General features: G+C 63.8%; 16 protein-coding genes and 1 pseudogene. 14 read left to right on the forward strand and 3 right to left on the reverse strand.

Annotated features, from left to right (window positions below):
• Positions 1–10: 10 nt before the first annotated feature.
• From coaBC to DS839_RS23965, 3 genes are read left to right on the forward strand one after another with little or no spacing between them, the layout of a single operon-like run.
• Positions 11–1,258, forward strand: coding sequence for a bifunctional phosphopantothenoylcysteine decarboxylase/phosphopantothenate--cysteine ligase CoaBC (coaBC, locus tag DS839_RS23955; protein ID WP_119273020.1), 1,248 nt, complete (start codon positions 11–13; stop codon positions 1,256–1,258).
• The gene (dut, locus tag DS839_RS23960) at positions 1,255–1,695 is read left to right on the forward strand and encodes a dUTP diphosphatase (protein ID WP_119273021.1); all 441 of its coding nucleotides are present in this window, start codon (positions 1,255–1,257) and stop codon (positions 1,693–1,695) included. Before coaBC ends, dut begins: the two co-directional genes overlap by 4 nt.
• Positions 1,695–2,498, forward strand: coding sequence for a HesA/MoeB/ThiF family protein (locus DS839_RS23965; RefSeq protein WP_119273022.1), 804 nt, complete (start codon positions 1,695–1,697; stop codon positions 2,496–2,498). Before dut ends, DS839_RS23965 begins: the two co-directional genes overlap by 1 nt.
• 126 nt (positions 2,499–2,624) lie before the next feature.
• Here the strand turns inward: DS839_RS23965 and grpE are convergent, their stop codons facing one another.
• Positions 2,625–3,206, reverse strand: coding sequence for a nucleotide exchange factor GrpE (gene grpE, locus DS839_RS23970; RefSeq protein ID WP_119273023.1), 582 nt, complete (start codon positions 3,204–3,206; stop codon positions 2,625–2,627).
• A 159-nt stretch (positions 3,207–3,365) separates the two neighbouring features.
• Here grpE and DS839_RS23975 point away from each other — a divergent pair, with 159 nt between their 5' ends.
• Positions 3,366–4,046: a glutathione S-transferase family protein gene (locus DS839_RS23975; RefSeq protein WP_368911874.1), complete on the forward strand. Its 681-nt coding sequence runs from the start codon at positions 3,366–3,368 to the stop codon at positions 4,044–4,046.
• Here the strand turns inward: DS839_RS23975 and DS839_RS23980 are convergent.
• On the reverse strand, positions 4,043–4,465 hold the full coding sequence (locus DS839_RS23980; protein WP_438816545.1) for a GFA family protein: 423 nt from the start codon (positions 4,463–4,465) through the stop codon (positions 4,043–4,045). The two genes, DS839_RS23975 and DS839_RS23980, sit on opposite strands and share 4 nt — an antisense overlap.
• Positions 4,466–4,632: 167 nt before the next feature.
• Between DS839_RS23980 and DS839_RS23985 the strand changes: the two genes are divergently transcribed.
• Positions 4,633–5,061, forward strand: coding sequence for a hypothetical protein (locus tag DS839_RS23985; RefSeq protein ID WP_119273025.1), 429 nt, complete (start codon positions 4,633–4,635; stop codon positions 5,059–5,061).
• Between the two features lie 16 nt (positions 5,062–5,077).
• Here DS839_RS23985 and hrcA read toward each other — a convergent pair whose 3' ends face one another.
• A complete protein-coding gene (hrcA, locus tag DS839_RS23990; RefSeq protein ID WP_119273026.1) occupies positions 5,078–6,169 on the reverse strand; it encodes a heat-inducible transcriptional repressor HrcA in 1,092 nt (363 codons plus the stop codon).
• Between the two features lie 116 nt (positions 6,170–6,285).
• Here hrcA and DS839_RS23995 point away from each other — a divergent pair, with 116 nt between their 5' ends.
• The 9 genes and pseudogenes from DS839_RS23995 to DS839_RS24030 all read left to right on the forward strand — a co-directional run bounded on the left by DS839_RS23995 (position 6,286) and on the right by DS839_RS24030 (position 15,075).
• A complete protein-coding gene (locus DS839_RS23995) occupies positions 6,286–7,476 on the forward strand; it encodes a hypothetical protein (protein ID WP_368911875.1) in 1,191 nt (396 codons plus the stop codon).
• The gene (locus DS839_RS24000) at positions 7,473–8,690 is read left to right on the forward strand and encodes a GTP-binding protein (RefSeq protein WP_119273028.1); all 1,218 of its coding nucleotides are present in this window, start codon (positions 7,473–7,475) and stop codon (positions 8,688–8,690) included. The genes DS839_RS23995 and DS839_RS24000 overlap by 4 nt, the downstream gene beginning before the upstream one ends.
• Before the next feature lie 72 nt (positions 8,691–8,762).
• Positions 8,763–9,476 carry a ribonuclease PH gene (gene rph / locus DS839_RS24005; protein WP_119273029.1) on the forward strand — a complete coding sequence of 238 codons (714 nt, stop codon included), beginning with the start codon at positions 8,763–8,765 and terminating at the stop codon, positions 9,474–9,476.
• A pseudogene (locus DS839_RS37020) lies at positions 9,473–9,790 on the forward strand (VOC family protein); the annotation flags it as partial. The gene rph and the pseudogene DS839_RS37020, both read left to right, overlap by 4 nt.
• 72 nt (positions 9,791–9,862) lie before the next feature.
• Complete coding sequence (rdgB, locus tag DS839_RS37025; RefSeq protein WP_438816547.1) at positions 9,863–10,483, forward strand: RdgB/HAM1 family non-canonical purine NTP pyrophosphatase; 621 nt, start codon at positions 9,863–9,865, stop codon at positions 10,481–10,483.
• On the forward strand, positions 10,470–11,627 hold the full coding sequence (gene hemW / locus DS839_RS24015) for a radical SAM family heme chaperone HemW (protein WP_119273031.1): 1,158 nt from the start codon (positions 10,470–10,472) through the stop codon (positions 11,625–11,627). Before rdgB ends, hemW begins: the two co-directional genes overlap by 14 nt.
• Positions 11,628–11,688: 61 nt before the next feature.
• On the forward strand, positions 11,689–12,744 hold the full coding sequence (locus DS839_RS24020) for a TRAP transporter substrate-binding protein (RefSeq protein ID WP_119273032.1): 1,056 nt from the start codon (positions 11,689–11,691) through the stop codon (positions 12,742–12,744).
• A gap of 472 nt (positions 12,745–13,216) precedes the next feature.
• Entirely contained in the window at positions 13,217–13,636 is a 420-nt protein-coding gene (locus DS839_RS24025) for a TRAP transporter small permease (protein ID WP_162918764.1), read from the forward strand.
• A 5-nt stretch (positions 13,637–13,641) separates the two neighbouring features.
• Positions 13,642–15,075: a TRAP transporter large permease gene (locus DS839_RS24030; RefSeq protein WP_368911907.1), complete on the forward strand. Its 1,434-nt coding sequence runs from the start codon at positions 13,642–13,644 to the stop codon at positions 15,073–15,075.
• Positions 15,076–15,087 lie beyond the last annotated feature (12 nt).

Genomic DNA, 15,087 nt, shown 5'->3' on the forward strand with positions numbered 1-15,087 from the left:
ATGTGATCTCATGCTGACAACCCTCTCCGGCAGAAGCGTTCTCCTCGTCATCGGCGGCGGCATCGCCGCCTATAAGAGCCTCGAGCTCATCCGGCTGCTCAAGCAGCGCCAGGCCAAGGTCACCGCGATCATGACCAAGGCGGCCTCAGAGTTCGTCACCGAGCTTTCGGTCGCGAGCCTGACGAAGGAGAAGGTCTATACCGATCTCTTCAGCCTCACCGACGAGGTCGAGATGGGCCATATCGAATTGTCGCGCTCGGCCGATCTCCTGGTGGTGGCGCCGGCGAGCGCCGATCTGATGGCCAAGATGGCGCACGGCCTCGCCAATGATCTCGCCTCCACCACCTTGCTCGCGACCGACAAGAAGATCCTGCTGGCGCCGGCCATGAATGTGCGCATGTGGCAGCATCCGGCGACGCGGCGCAATCTCGGCCTTCTCAAGGCGGATGGCGTGCTCACCGTCGGCCCCAATGACGGCGAGATGGCCTGCGGCGAATATGGGCCGGGGCGCATGGCGGAGCCGGCGGAGATCCTGGCCGCCATCGAGGCCTATTTTGCCGGCGGTGCCTTGCCTTTGATGGGCGCCGGCACAGGGTCGCGGCCTTTGGCCGGCCGCAAGGTGCTCATCACCGCCGGTCCCACCCATGAGCCGATCGATCCGGTGCGCTACATCGCCAATCGATCGTCCGGCCGGCAAGGTTATGCGCTGGCGGAAGCGGCGGTCGCCTTGGGCGCCGAGACGATCCTGGTGTCGGGCCCCGTGCATCTGCCGATCCCGCCCGGCGCCCAGATGATGCCGGTCGAGACCGCGGCCGAGATGCTCAAAACCGTGGAAGCCGAGCTTCCCGCCGATATCGCGATCTTCGCCGCCGCCGTCGCCGACTGGCGTGTCGCCGCGGCCTCCGGAGAGAAGCTCAAGAAAGGGGCGGGCGGCCTGCCCGACCTCAAGCTCGCCGAGAATCCGGACATCCTCAAGACCGTGGCCCAGGCCAAGAGCAAGCGGCCGAAGCTCGTGGTGGGCTTCGCCGCCGAGACGCAGAATGTCGTCGAGAACGCCAAGGCGAAGCTCGCCAAGAAGGGTTGTGACCTGATCGTCGCCAATGATGTCAGCGCCGACAAGGGCGTGATGGGCGGCGAGCGCAATACCGTGCATCTGGTTTCGGCGACGGGCGTCGAAAGCTGGCCCGAGCTCGACAAGCGCGAAGTCGCGCGCCGGCTGATGGAGGATTTCGCTAGGCGGATCGGAGCGAAGGCATGACCGAGGTCGCGATCCGGCGTCTCGCCCATGGCGAGGGCCTCGCACTTCCCGCCTATGAGACGGAGCATGCGGCCGGCATGGATCTGAGAGCCGCCGAGGATGCGCTCCTGCCGCCCGGCGAACGCGCCATGGTGGCGACGGGCTTCGCCATCGCCCTGCCGGAGGGCTTCGAGGCGCAGGTCAGGCCGCGCTCGGGCCTCGCCGCCAGGCATGGCGTGACCTTGCTCAATTCGCCGGGCACGATCGATGCCGACTATCGCGGCGAGATCAAGGTGATCCTGATCAATCTTGGGGTGGAGGCCTTCGCCGTCAAGCGCGGCGATCGCATTGCGCAAATGGTCGTGGCTCCCGTGACGCGCGTGGTTCTCAAGGAGGAGCATGAGCTTTCCTCGACGTCGCGCGGTCAAGGAGGCTTCGGCTCGACGGGACGAAGCTGATGAAGCTTTCGGGCGAGGAGCTGGAACGCTATGCCCGCCACATCGTGCTGCAGGATGTGGGCGGGCCCGGCCAGGCCAAGCTCAAGGCGGCCAAGGTCCTGGTCATCGGCGCGGGCGGCCTTGGCGCCCCGGTCCTGCTCTATCTCGCCGCCGCCGGCATCGGCACGCTCGGCGTCATCGATGACGACGACGTGTCGCTCTCCAACCTGCAGCGCCAGATCATCCATGGCTCATCGCGCTTAGGCCAGCCCAAGACCGAAAGCGCGCAGCAGACCCTCAATGATCTCAATCCGCATGTGAATGTGGTCGGTCACAAGACCCGCCTCACCGCCGCGAATGCGCTCGATATCATCGCCCGTTATGACATCGTCGCCGACGGCTCGGACAATTTCCCGACCCGCTTCCTGGTGAGCGATGCCTGCTATCTGGCGAAGAAGACCCTGGTGGCCGCGGCCGTCGGCCAGTTCGACGGCCAGCTCTCGACCTTCAAGCCGCATCTGAGGGATGCGCAAGGGCTGCCCTATCCGACCTATCGCTGCCTCCATCCCGAGGCGCCGCCCGAGGGCCTCGTGCCGGCCTGCGAAGAAGCGGGCATCATGGGCGCGCTCACCGGCATCATCGGCTCGATCCAGGCGATGGAGGTGATGAAGGAGATCTTGGGCATTGGCGACAGCCTGGCCGGCCGGCTGTTCATGTATGACGCGCTCTCGATCCGCACCTATGTCACGGCGCTGCCCTGGAATCCCGACAATCCGCTCAATGGCCGAAATGCGACGATCAGAGATTTGTCGCACCACGCATGATCCGTCACCCCGGCGAAAGCCGGGGCCCATTGAATAAGCGCAAGCGGCGGCGCTGCTCGGGTGGGTGAGAATTTATTGGATCCCGGCTTTCGCCGGGATGACGATAGGTGAGCGTGAAGCCCTGGCCTATTTCGCCGCCCTGGCGACGCCGACAAGCGCCGGACGCAGGACCCGGTCGCCGATCTTGAAGCCCGCCTGCATCACCTGCATCACCGTGCCCGGCGGCTTCTCGTTGGTCGGCACCTCGAACATCGCCTGATGGAAATGCGGGTCGAATTTTTCGCCCAGCGGATCGACGCGGGTGATGCCATGGCGCTCGAAGACATTGAGCAATTCGCGCCGCGTCATCTCGACCCCGGCCACCAGATTCTTGACCGGCTCGGTCGCTTCCTTGAGGTGGTCGGCCTCGGCGGTCGCCAGAGCGCGGTCCATATTGTCGCTGACGCTCAATATGTCGCGGGCGAAGTTGGTCGCGGCATAAAGCGTCGCTTCCGCCTTCTCGCGCTCCATGCGCTTGCGCAGATTGTCCATCTCGGCGAGCGTACGCAGGAGCTGATCCTTGAGCTTGCCGGCTTCCTCCTTGAAAGCGAGGATCTCGGCGTCGCGCGGGTCGATCTCGGCCTCGGACAGGCTCACGGGCTCGGCTTCCGGAACTTCCGGCGCATTCGCCTCTTCGGGCACGGTATCTTTGGTCGCGTCTTCAATCATAACGATCCTGAACTCTCGAGCGGTGGAATGGGTTTCGGGCGGGATATCAGGGTTTGGGACGGAAAAATCAAGCCCGCTAACGGGGTCCGGGGTCAACTGACACAATAGGGCACTTGGCCCGCTACAAAGGGCCCGGATATCGCTTCTCGAGAGGAAACAATGCCTGGACAGCAAATGCGCCTCTATTCGGGGCCCTTGAGCATGTATGGCGCCAAAACCCAGATCGCGGCGCTCGAGAAGGGGCTCGATGTCGAGGTGATCATGGTGCCCTTCGACATGGAGCGCCTCTATGAGCCCAAGCATCCTGAGGTGCTCCGCATCAATCCCAAGAAACAGGTGCCGGTCCTCATCCATGGTGCGGTCGAGATCTTTGATTCGACCCAAATTTTCGAATATTTCGAGGAACTGAAGCCGCAACCGGCGCTGTGGCCCGCGGACGCAGCGGCCCGCGCCCGGGCGCGTTTGCTCGAACTCAAATCCGACGAGGTCTTCTTCCCGCCGATCATCCGCCTGATGGGGCTGCAGGACAGGCCTGACGATCCGGCGGCTGTCGCGGCGCGCGAGGCCTCTGCGCGTTTCTATGAGGAGATGGAGCTCGAGCTTGCTCGAGTGGACTACCTTGCCGGCACTTACGCCTACGCCGACATCGCCTTCTACATGGCGCAGCTGTTCGCCGCCCGCATGGGGGCGCCTATGACGAAAGCGACGCCGAAACTGATCGCCTGGCGCAAACGCCTTACGGAAAGGCCCGCCATTCGTCAGGTGGCGGGCGCGATGGCGCGCTTTCTTAAGTCCCACAACCGGCCGCTGCCGGATTTCATGGCGAGCATCATCGGCTAATCGAGATGCTCGATATCGGGCAGACCTGAAAGATCGACCCAATGATGCCGCCGCCTTTCAAAGACGGAATGGCGCGGTGCGGGAAATTGCGGATCGGCGAAGGCGCCGACCGCGACGGCGAGCACGCCCGGAAAGGCTGAGAGCTCCCAAAAGACGGTCGAGCCGCAGAGCGGACAGAAGGAGAAGGTGACGCTGTTGCCGCTCTCCGCCGGCCGCGTGAATTGCGTGCTCTTGCCGGTGATCGCCGTCACCTTGTCGCGCGCATAGCGTACTTGCATCGAGAAGGGAACGCCGGTGCGCCTCTGGCAGTCGAGGCAATGGCAGATCGCGATGCGCAACGGCTCGCCTTCGCAAGTGAGGCGCAATTGCCCGCACGCGCAAGCGGCCTCGCGCGTCATCGTCAAATCTTCATGCGTCATAGATCCCCTCGCCATGAAGCTTGTCGCATTTTAATCCCGCCCTGCCGGCAAAGTCCAAGTCAATTCCCTCGACGTCCGCACGCTCACATCCCGATAATTCAAGGCTGGCAAGAATGGCTGCGCGATCCTAGTCTGGATGCCTTCCGTTTGAAACTGCGGAGGTTCCAATGATTGCCAATCATCAGGCCATACCTCTTAAAACATGCGCCCTGGAGCCGGTGTGGTTCGTATGGGTGGAGCTCACGGAAAAGGACGATGCTCGCATACGCGAGTCACTCACCGAGGCAGTCGGCCTAAACTACGGTTCCTATGATCGAGTGGCGCTCGAGAGTGCGTTCGGCACCTGTTTCTTCCGTCCGCAGGAGGGTGCCAAATCGGGCAAGCGCGAGAGCACAAGCAAGGTTCCCGTGCGTGTGCTTACGTTTTCTCTACCGAAGGATCCGGAAATGCTTGGAAAGGCGATCGAAGCCGTTCGCCATGCCCACACCCTCGAGGAGCCGGTCATATATGTGATCGAAGGCTTTGCGACGCGCGCCGACTACGCGTCCGATCGATCAAATCCAAACCGATGGTGGAATCGAGGCTTCGAAATCTGATACTACCGGAAGCGTTTCACGTGATCAGCCGCCCGATGATGCGGGCGGTATAGTCGACCATCGGGATGATGCGGGCATAGTTCATGCGCGTCGGCCCGATGATGCCCAAGGCGCCCACGATCTTCTCCTCGCTGTTGCGATAGGGCGCCACGATCAGCGATGAGCCCGACATCGAGAAGAGCTTGTTCTCGGCGCCGATGAAGATGCGGATGCCTTCGCCCGTCTCGGCGAGGCCCAGCAACTGGATGAGCCCCTTCTTGTTTTCGAGATCGTCGAAGAGCTGGCGGATGCGCTCGAGGTCCTCGAGCGCGGTCAGGTTCTCGATGAGATTGCCCTGGCCCTTGACGATCAGGGTGCGGTCATCCTCTTCGGCATTGCCCGCCCAGGTGGCGACGCCGTCGGCGATGACCTTGGCGGTCAATTCGTCGAGCTCGGTCCTGAGCGTCGTGATCTCTTCCTGCATCAGGCGCTGCACCTCGCCGATCGTCTTGCCCTGCATGCGCGCCGAGAGATAGTTCGACGCCTTGACGAGTGCGGAGGGCGGGAGGCCCACGGGAATATCAATGGTGCGGTTCTCGACGGTTCCGTCCTCGGCGACGAGGATGACGAGGCCGCGGCTCGGCGCCAGGCTCACGAATTCGATATGCTTCAGGCGCGCATTGGCCTTGGGCGCCACCACGAGCCCGGCGCAATGCGAGAGGCCCGAGAGCAGGGTCGTGGCCTCGGCCAAGACTTCCTCGACCCGGCGCGAGCGGTTGCTGCCCGACATCTGCGCGTCGATGCGGACGCGCTCCTCGGGCGAGATCGAGCCTACTTCGAGAAGCGCATCGACGAAGAAGCGCAGACCGGCATTGGTCGGCACGCGCCCGGCGCTGGTATGGGGCGAATAGATGAGGCCCGAATCCTCGAGATCCATCATCACATTGCGCACCGAGGCCGGCGACAGGCTCGACGGCAGGATGCGCGAGATGGTGCGCGAGCCGACGGGCTCGCCGGTATCGAGATAGGTCTCGACGAGGCGCCGGAAGATGTCGCGGGAACGCTGGTCGAGCTGGGCGAGCCCCGGCAACCGTTCATCGATGAGGGGCTTCTGCGAATGGATGCTCATGGGTTGAATCTAGAAATCGCCCGCCGGGCGGTCAATGAGGCGCAATCGAAACCGGCTTGCGCTTCGCCAAAAGTTTGATATGTTATGTTATAACATTTCATAAATGGAGCAAGCGGATGGGGTTGCGGAGACTTCTGGCCTGGGCGGGCCTTTGGGGACTGATGGCGGGACCTGTTTGGGCGGCGGAAATGGACCATTGGCGGGTCTTCGTCGCCGATCACAGCCAGGCCACGGTGCGCGCCATCGAGGTCAAGAGCGGCAAGATTCTCGCCACCATCAGCACGCTGGGTCCGGCAACCTTGCACAAAAGCGCCAGCGGCAAGACGGTCTTCGCGGTGCAGTCGGATGCTGACCGCGTCTCGGCGATCACGTCCGGCGTCGCGCTTGATGATCATGGCGACCATGGCGATCTCAAGCTGTCGCAGCCTTACCTTCTCAATGCCACGGCCAAGGGCGCGCATCCGGTCCATTTCGTCGAGCATGATGGCCGGATTGCCATTTTCCATGACGGCGATGGAACCGCCCAGCTCGTCAGCGAAGGGCAATTCGCCAAAGGCAAGCTCGCACCGCAAGTGATCAAGACCGCAAGCCCGCATCATGGCGTGGCGGTGCCGCTTGGCGGGAAGACGCTTGTTTCCATACCGCACCCCCATGACCCTGACGCGCTGCCGATCGGCATGCGCCTCTTGGGCGAAAAGGGCGAGGCGCTGGCGGACCATGCCTGTCCCGATCTGCATGGCGAGGCATCCTCCGGCCGTCTGGTGGCGATCGCCTGCGCCAAGGGCCTGATCTTCGTCGACGCGCAGAAGAAGGAGCCTCGGATCACCGTCATTCCCTATCCGGCCACGCTGCCGGATGGCAAGGCGACGACGCTCAGGGGCGCCAAGTCGCTGCGCTATTTCATCGGCAATTACGGGCCTGACGCAATCGTTCTGATCGACGTCTCGGCCAAGGACGCCTTTCGCTTGGTCAAGCTGCCGGCCCGCCGGGTCGATTTCATCATCGATCCCGAACATTCCGAGCGCATCTATGTCTTCACCGAGGATGGCTCCTTGCATCGCATCGATGCCATCAAAGGCGAAATCGTGAAGAGCGCCAAGCTCACGCAAGCTTACAGCATGGACGGCCATTGGCGCGATCCGCGTCCGCGCCTCGCCGTGGCGGGTGAGGAGATCGTGGTCAGCGATCCCTTGGCCGGCCTCTTGCGCATCGCGAATCCCGAGACCTTGGAAGAGGCCCGCGTCATCGATGTCGAAGGCATGCCCTATGGGATCGTCGCGATCGGTGGTGCTGGAGAAGTGCATTGACGCAGGACACGCGCATTCCCGTCACGGTGCTGTCGGGCTTCCTCGGCGCCGGCAAGACGACATTGCTCAATCACATTCTCAACAACCGTGACAGCCGCCGCGTCGCGGTGATCATCAACGACATGGGCGAGGTGAATATCGACGCCGAATTGGTGCGCAATGCGGGGAGCAACCTCTCGCGCACCGACGAGCGACTGGTCGAGATGACCAATGGCTGCATCTGCTGCACCTTGCGCGACGACCTTCTGGCCGAGGTGCGCCGCCTCGTAGAAGAGGGGCGATTCGACTATCTCCTTATAGAGGGCACCGGCGTCGCCGAGCCCTTGCCGATCGCCGCGACCTTCGCCTTCCGCGACGCGGAGGGCCGCTCGCTTTCCGACATTGCGCGCCTCGACACGATGGTGACGGTCGTCGATGCGGTGAACCTGCTCGGCAATTACGCGAGCCATGATTTCCTTAAAGAACGGGGGCAAGTGGCCGGCGAGGGTGACGAGCGCGCCCTGGTCGACCTCCTGGTCGACCAGATCGAATTCGCCAATATCGTCGTGATCAACAAGATCTCCGACATCTCCCGCGAGCAGCTCGAGATCGTGCGCCAGGTCGTGCGCGCATTGAACGCCGATGCGCGCATCATCGAAACGGATTTCGCCCGCGTCGCCATGAAGGACGTGCTCGACACCCGCCTCTTCGACCACGATAAGGCGCATGAGCATCCGCTCTGGTTCAAGGCGCTCTATGGCCATGAGGATCACCGGTCCGAAACGGAGGAATATGGTGTCGCGAGCTTCGTCTACCGGGCGCGGCGGCCGTTCCACCCTGAGCGCTTCCAGGAATTTCTGGGGCAAGGCTGGACCGGCCTCATCCGCGCCAAGGGCCTGTTCTGGCTGGCGACCAGGCCCGACTGGGTCGGCGATATGAGCCTTGCGGGCGCCATCTGCCGCACCGAGGGCATGGGCCTCTGGTGGGCGGCGGTGCCCGAAACGCTCTGGCCGGATGATCCCGAATGGCTGAGCCAGCTGAAGGCCAGATGGGTCGAAGGCTGGGGCGACCGCCGCCAGGAGCTCGTCTTCATCGGCATGGGGATGGAGGAAGCGGCGATCCGGACGGCGCTCGATCGCTGCTTGGTCGGGCCTGAGAGGCCGTCGCGCTTTTCCGTCCATGATTACAGCCATTTGCCGGACCCGTTTCCGCCCTGGCGACGCGCGGCAGCCTGAGGCAAAAGCGCTTCGCACTTCTTCTCCCGATGCTGTAGAACCCTCCCCCGTTCAATCGGAAAAGGAGAGACTATGCGGCCGTCCGGGCGGAAGCCCCAAGAATTGCGCAAGGTGAGTTTCGAGCGCGGCATTTCCAAACATGCGGAAGGCTCCTGCCTTGTGCGTTTCGGCGACACCCATGTGATGTGCCTGGCGACCGTCGAGGAGAAGGTGCCGCCCTGGCTCAAAGGGGCAGGCAAGGGTTGGGTCACGGCCGAATATGGCATGCTGCCGCGCGCCACCGGCGATCGCATGCGGCGCGAGGCGGCCCAGGGCAAGCAATCGGGCCGCACCCAGGAGATCCAGCGCCTCATCGGCCGCTCGCTCCGGGCCGTGGTCGATCTCGTGACCTTGGGCGAAAGGCAGATCACGCTCGACTGCGACGTCATCCAGGCCGATGGCGGCACCCGCACCGCCGCCATCACCGGCAGCTGGATCGCGCTCCATGATGCGCTCGCCTGGATGACGGCCCGCGACATGTTCAAGGCCAATCCCTTGCGCGATCATGTCGCCGCCATCTCCTGCGGCATCCACAATGGCGAGGTCGTGCTCGATCTCGATTATGAGGAGGATTCGAGCGCCGAGACCGATGCGAATTTCGTGATGACCGGCAAGGGCGGCATCGTCGAAGTGCAGGGCACGGCGGAAGGCGAGCCCTTCTCGCAGGAACGCTTCCTCGAATTGCTGGCGCTCGCACAGCAAGGCATCGGCGAATTGGTGGCGCTGCAGAAACAGGCGGTCCAATGAAGGCGAAAGCCATCCTCGAGACCATCGTCTATGGCGAGGACATCAGGGCCTTGCGCCATTTCTATGAGACGGTCCTCGGGCTCGAAGTGCGCCGCGAGCTCGAGGAGCAATTCGTCTTCCTGCATTGCGGCGAGAGCATGCTGCTCGTCTTCAATCCGCTGAAATCCGAAGTGAAGCCCAGATCCTTCACCTCGGCACCGCCCCATGGCGCGCATGGTCCGGGCCATGTCTGCTTCTCGGCTGGCGCCCAAGAGCTCGACGCCTGGCGCGAGCGTCTCGCGGGTCACGGCATCGCCATCGAGGCGGATTTCGAATGGCCGGGCGGCGGCCGCTCGATTTATTGCCGCGATCCCGCCGGCAATTCGGTCGAATTCGCGGAGCCCCGCATCTGGGGGCTTCCGCGACGCTCCTTGCGTGATCAAAAGCTTGTCGTCGCCTCGCATAATCCGGGCAAGATCAATGAGATCAACGAGCTTCTGGGCCCTTATGGCGTCGAGGCGGTCTCGGCCGGAAGTCTGGGCCTGCCCGAGCCCGAGGAGACCGGCACGACTTTCGTAGCCAACGCCCAGCTCAAATCGGAAGCGGCAGCGAAGGGGTCGGGCCTCGTGGCGCTCGCCGATGATTCAGGCCTTTGCGTCGATGTCCTCGACGGCGATCCCGGCATATACTCGGCGCGCTGGGCCGGCCCCGCCAAGGACTTCGCGCTCGCCATGCGCAATGTCGAAGAGAAAATGCAGGCCTCAGGCGCCGCTTCGCCCGAGCAGCGGCGCGCGCATTTCGTCAGCGTCCTGTCGGTCGCCTGGCCCGATGGCCATGTCGAGAATTTCGAAGGCCAGGTGCATGGCTCGCTCGTCTGGCCGCCGCGCGGCAAGCGCGGCTTCGGCTATGACCCGATGTTCCTGCCCGACGGACGAAGCGAGACCTTTGGCGAGATGGACCCTGACGCCAAGCATGAGATCTCGCACCGCGCCGTGGCGTTCCGGAAACTGGTCGATGCGCTCTTCTGATCCGGGCTTTGGCATCTATGTGCATTGGCCCTTCTGCAAGGCCAAATGTCCCTATTGCGATTTCAACTCGCATGTCCGGCATGAGCCCGTGGATGCGTCGTCCTTCGCCGATGCGCTGGCCCGCGAGCTCGCCTGGTTCGGCGCGCGGACGAAAGGGCGAAAGGTCGACAGTATCTTCTTCGGCGGCGGCACGCCGTCGCTGATGCCGCCCGCGGCGGTGGGGCGCGTGCTCGATCGGATCGCCGAACTCTGGACCGTCGCCCCCGATGCCGAGGTGACGCTCGAAGCCAATCCGACCAGTGTCGAGGCCAAGAACTTTGCGGGCTATCGGGCGGCCGGCGTCAATCGAGTCTCGGTCGGCGTTCAGGCGCTCGCCGATGCCGATCTCAAGGCGCTGGGCCGCCAGCATACGGCCGAGGAAGCGCTCGGAGCCTTCCGGCTGGCGGCGAAGACTTTTCCCCGCGTCTCCTTCGATCTCATCTATGCAAGGCCCGGCCAGACGGTGGCGCAATGGCAAAGCGAGCTTGCGCGCGCGCTCGGCGAGCAGCAGGGCCATATGTCGCTCTATCAGCTCACCATCGAGGAGGGGACGCGCTATGCCGATCTCCATCGCCTGGGCAAGCTCGTCGTGCCGGACGAGGATGTGGCGGCCGAGCTCTATGACGTCACGCAGGAATTGACCGCCAAGGCGGGCCTTCAAGCCTATGAAGTATCGAACCACGCGGCGCCCGGCCATGAATCGCGCCACAATCTCATTTACTGGCGCTATGGCGATTATGCGGGCGTTGGGCCCGGCGCCCACAGCCGCATCGATGAGGGATCGCGGCGCCTCGCGCTCGCGACCGAGCGGCATCCCGAGACCTGGCGCGCCCAGGTCGAGGCCCGCGGCCATGGCGTGATCGAGGAGACGATGATCGAAACCTCCGACCAGGCCGCCGAATATCTGCTGATGGGATTGCGCATTGCCGAGGGCATCGATCTCGCCCGCTACAGCGCGCTTTCCGGCCGTCCGCCGTCGCATCTGGCCGAGCTCACCGAGATGGGCCTCGTCAGCGTCAAGGGCGACCGGCTCGTCGCGACCCATGCCGGGCGCCGCGTGCTCAATGCGGTGATCGCGCAATTGGCGGCCGCCGGCGCCTCTTGACGTTCCCTTGCGCCTAAGACAGGGTTTTGAAAACAATCATGTGAACTTGCGGGAGGAGAGAATGACTCTATCGCGCCGTCATTTCATCAAGGCCGCAGCTCCCCTGGTCGTGGCGCCCGCCGTGTTGCGTGCGCGGAACGCCGGCGCGCAGGAGCAGGTGACCTTGAGGTTGCACCATTTCCTGCCGCCCGTCGCCAATGTCCATAAGAGGCTCCTGGAGCCTTGGGTAAAGGAGATCGACGCGCAGAGCCAGGGGCGGCTCAAGATCGACATTTTCCCGGCCATGCAATTGGGCGGCAAGCCGCCGCAGCTTTACGACCAGGCGAGGAACGGCGTCGTCGACATCGTGTGGACCTTGCCGGGCAACACGCCGGGCCGGTTTCCCTCGACCGAAGTCTTCGAATTGCCCTTCATCGCCGCGGCGCGCGCGACGGCGAACGCGCCGGCGGCGCAGGAATATGGCGACAGCCATCTTGCCAAGGAGACGGCGGATGTAAAGCTTCTTGCCTTCTGGGCGCATGATGCGGGATTGATCCACACCCGCAAGAAGATCACGACCATGGAGGATCTGGGAGGTCTCAAGCTGCGCAATCCGACGCGCCTCGCCGGCGAGGCCTTGTCGGCGCTGGGCGCGGTATCGGTGAGCATGCCGGTACCGCAAACGCCCGAAGCCCTGGCGCAAGGGGTCATCGACGGCTGCGTCGTCCCGTGGGAAGTCGTGCCCTCGATCAAGGTCAACGAGCTGACCAAGTTTCATACGTCCGTGCCGGGCTCGCCGACCCTCTATACGACGACCTTCTTCCTGGCGATGAACAAGGAGCGCTATGGCGCGCTGCCCGTTGATCTCAAGGGCATACTCGACAAGAATTCCGGCATGGCATTCTCGCAATCGGCGGGCAAGATGTGGGACGAGGTCGGCGCCGAAGTGGCGGAGATGGTGAAGAAGGACAGTTCGAGCGTCGTTTCGGAAATCACCGAGGCGGAAAAGCAGCGCTGGATCGAAGCCACCAGCCCGGTTCACGAGAAATGGCAGGCCGACATGACGGCCAAGGGACTGGACGGCGCAGCGCTCATCGAGACGGCAAAGAAGCTTGTAGCAAAGTATGATGCGGCATAGCGCGCGGCGAGAGTTTCGGTAGAGTAGGCGCCTCAGATTTTTCCCTTCTCCCGCTTGCGGGAGAAGGTGGCCGAAGGCCGGATGAGGGTGTCTTTCAAGGTAATGCTTCTGTACATTCTCGATTCTGATAGGCGATGAACGTTGTCGTTTCTAAGCTCACAGGAGAATCCGTTGCAGGTGGGACCAACACCCTCATCCGCCCTGTCGGGCACCTTCTCCCGCAAGCGGGAGAAGGGGAATGATGGAGAGTGATACCGCTCTAAACACCTCACAAATTCCATATGATAAACGTGGTCGAAATCTCAAGTTGGTGCGTGATCGGACGGTAAACCGGTATCCACTTTTCCTGACCACGCGCCCCGGTCTTCAACTTTGGCGGGATTTGCTCTAGGCATAAGCGATGCATCTCTCCCGCCGATTGGTTCACCTCGCAGAGAGAACGGCGACCGTAGCCGCGATCGGAGGCGGCCTGTTGGTCCTCGCTGTCGCTACGCTCGTGACGGCGAGCGTGCTGGGGCGCTGGCTCTTCAACAAGCCCATCCCTGCCGACTTCGAATTCGTCGAGATCGGCGTCGGCCTCGCCGTCTTCGCGTTCCTCTCCTACACCCAGATGCGCGGCGGCCACATCGCGGTCGACACCTTCACGCAAGCGTTGTCGCCGCGCCTGAACAGCGCGCTCGACGGTTCTTGGGCGTTGCTCCTCTGCGCCTTCCTCGGCCTCTTCGCCTGGGGGCTCGCGTCGGGCGCCGTCGAAGCTTGGGCATATGGCGAGACGCTCGTCCAGCTGCCCTGGCCGATCTGGCCGATCTATGCGGTCGCTGCCGTCCTGTGCGCGCTCGCCTGCATCAGCGCCGCCGCGACCGCCCTCGTCAAATTCGGAGCCGGCCATTGAGCGGCATGGCCCTGGCGGCGCTGGGTTTCGCCGCCATGCTCGGCCTCATCGCGCTCAGAGCCCCGATCGCGCTCGCCATGCTCGCCGTCGGTGCGGCGGGCTATGCCTATTTGTCCGGGCCGCGCGCCCTTTTCTACTATCTCGAGACGAACACCTATCATCAGTTCGCGGGCTATACGCTCTCCGTCATTCCGCTCTTCATCCTGATGGGAGCGCTTGCCGAGCGTTCCGGCATGGCCGCCTCCTTGTTCAAGGTGGCCGAAAGACGGCTGGGCCGGATGCAAGGCGGATTGCCGATGGCCGTGATCCTGGCCTGCACCGGCTTTGGCGCCATTTGCGGCTCCTCGGTCGCAACGACCGCGACCTTCGGCCGGGCGGTGCTGCCGGAATTGCGGCGGGCCCGCGTCGAGCCCGGCTTTGCCGCCGGCACCATCGCCGCCGGCGGCACCTTGGGCATATTGATCCCGCCATCGGTGATCCTGGTGATCTATGCGATCACCGCCGAGCAGAACATCGCCAAGCTGTTCCAGGCGGCACTGATCCCCGGTCTCCTGGCATCGGCCTTCTATTGCCTGGCCATCGCCTTTGTCGTGCGGCGCAAGCCGGAATACGCGCCCTTGGTCGCGAGCGAAACCGGCGCGCCGCCAAATCGCCCCGCATGGGCGCGGCCCGCCGGCCTCGTCTTCTGCGCCGCGGCACTCGCCGGATGGTATGCGGGCATCATCGGCAATGCCCCGGCGATCCTGGTCGCCGCGATCGGGATGATCCTTCTCTTTGCCGATTTCGCCCTGATCCCGACGGCGGCGCTCGCGATCATCGTCGTCGGCGGGATATATGGCGGCGTCTTCACGCCGACCGAAGGAGCAGCCGTCGGCGTGATCGTCATGCTCGCCATCGGCTTGGTACAGCGCAAGCTGAGCCGGCAAGGCATCATCACGGCGCTCTGCCAGACGGCCGAGACCTCGGGCATGATCTTCCTCATCTTGTTCGGGGCAGAGGTCTTCGGCGCTTTTCTGGCGCTGACGCGGATGCCGACGGTCCTTGCCGACCTCATCGGCGCTTCGGGCCTGCCGCCCTATGCCGTGCTGGCCGGCATGCTGCTGACTTATATTTTGCTCGGCGCCGTCATGGACGAGCTCGCCATGATCCTGCTGACGCTCCCGGTCTTCGTGCCGATCGTGCTGGCGCTCGATTTCGGGATGACGCCTGAGGACGTCGCCATCTGGTTCGGCATCCTGGTCCTGGTCGTCGTCGGCATCGGCCTTGCGGCGCCGCCCATTGGCCTCAATGTCTTCATCGTCAGCAAGATCGCCGGCGACATTCCGGTCACCGCCGCCTATCGCGGCGTGCTGCCTTTCGTCTGCGCCGATCTGGTCAGGCTCGTGATCGTGGCGGCGGTGCCAGCCTTGTCTCTATGGCTGGTCCACCTGCTCAATTAGCGCATGATCCGG

This window comes from Taklimakanibacter deserti (assembly GCA_003574785.1).